The organism is Komagataeibacter kakiaceti JCM 25156 (assembly GCF_000613305.1).
The window spans coordinates 1-1,640 of record NZ_BAIO01000506.1 but is presented as its reverse complement, the minus strand read 5'-3'; the positions used below and the strand labels follow the sequence as shown (position 1 = coordinate 1,640).

The 1,640-nt window shown below is 58.7% G+C and carries 1 protein-coding gene and 1 pseudogene; both read left to right on the top strand.

Going from position 1 to position 1,640, the window contains the following annotated elements:
• A pseudogene (locus JCM25156_RS29550) lies at positions 1-225 on the top strand (formimidoylglutamate deiminase); the annotation flags it as partial.
• Positions 164-1,021 carry an N-formylglutamate deformylase gene (gene hutG, locus JCM25156_RS25325; RefSeq protein WP_242402710.1) on the top strand — a complete coding sequence of 286 codons (858 nt, stop codon included), beginning with the start codon at positions 164-166 and terminating at the stop codon, positions 1,019-1,021. The pseudogene JCM25156_RS29550 and the gene hutG, both read left to right, overlap by 62 nt.
• Positions 1,022-1,640 lie beyond the last annotated feature (619 nt).

Genomic DNA, 1,640 nt, shown 5'->3' with positions numbered 1-1,640 from the left:
GACCTGTGCACGCTCGACAGCCGGAACCTGTCGCTGCCGGGGCTGCGGGGCGACACCATCATGGACTCCCTCGTCTTTGCCCGCGCCACCCTTCCCATAAGCGATGTGCTGTGTGGGGGACAATGGGTCGTGAGGGAGGGCCATCATATTCACGAAGAACGCATTGCAACCGAATTTCACAGGGCCATCACGACCCTCCATTCCCAACGGAGCTCCCTGCCATGACCCCACCCGTCTTCAGCTACACACGCGGCACGGCGCCCGTACTTGTCACCCTTCCACACGCGGGCACGGCGCTCGCCCCCGGCATGGAAGAACGCATGACGCGCGCGGGCGGTTACTGCCGGATACCGACTGGTACATGGAAAAGCTCTATGCCCCGGCTGCCGATATGGGCATCGGCGTCATGCGCGCCAGTTATTCCCGCTACGTCATCGACCTCAATCGCGGGCCGGATGATTCCACGCTCTATCCGGGGCGGCCGAAAACCGGACTTGTCCCGGAACTGACATTTGACGGAACCCCGATCTATCAGCCCGGTCAGATGCCGGATGAAGCAGAAATTGGCGAACACCTGATCCGTTACTGGCAACCCTATCATGACGCGGTTGCCGAAGAACTTGCCCGGCTGAAGGCCCGATGGGGCTGGGCGATACTGTGGGATGGGCATTCCATCAAGACGGAAATCCCCCGCCTGTTCGAAGGCCCCCTGCCCGACCTGAATTTCGGCACGAACCAGGGCGCATCCTGCGCGCCCGATCTGATCAACGGTGTTGTCAATATTGCAGGCCACGACAGGGATTATTCCCACGTCGTCAACGGCCGCTTCAAAGGTGGCTATACAACACGGCATTACGGACAGCCGGAACAGGGTATCCACGCAATACAGCTTGAAAAAGCCCAGAAGATTTACCTTGCCCATGAGGATGAACCATGGCCGATCGATACGGCCAGGACACATAAAATATCAATATTGATCGGGAAAATGCTGCAACAGGCCATATCGTGGCGGCCTGAATAGGAAAGCCGTTCAGCAGCCGGAAACGTCCATTTTCCACTTTGCCATTACTACAAGATATTCGGCCATGACCGCGCCCCATCAATCCGGGCGCATCAAACATGCGGACCGCGACGCTGCCCGGTGATAAAAACATCACCGATCTCGCAGCGGTCTGCACCAGATGGGTCTGCAGGGCTCTCAGTCTCACGCCCGGAATCAACTGGTCGCGCTCCGCAAGCCGGAGAACCGTGGCGATCACCGCTTCCGACTGGCGCGCCAGCAAAATGAGATGCCAGCCACCCGGACCATGCGTGCCGCTCAACCAGTTCTTGGCGCTCCTCTCGCTCGCGCCTGTCCATCCCATCACCGTTTTGATCGCCTTGTGGCTCGACCCCAGTTCACCGCGCAAGGCATCCCCGATTTCGTGCGCAAATCTGTCCGGTCGCTTTCGGCGAATATTGCCCGCTTTAGGTAACATATTGCCTCTCCTTTCGGCTTAGGGTGCAAGGACAACGACACGCCGCACGACCCTTATGTTCGGAAATCAAAATGGTTATTGATTGGGACCAGCGTGAGACAGATAACGGTCAGCGGCTTCAGGCTGCCGCATATGTCCGTATGTCCACCGACCAGCAGGAGT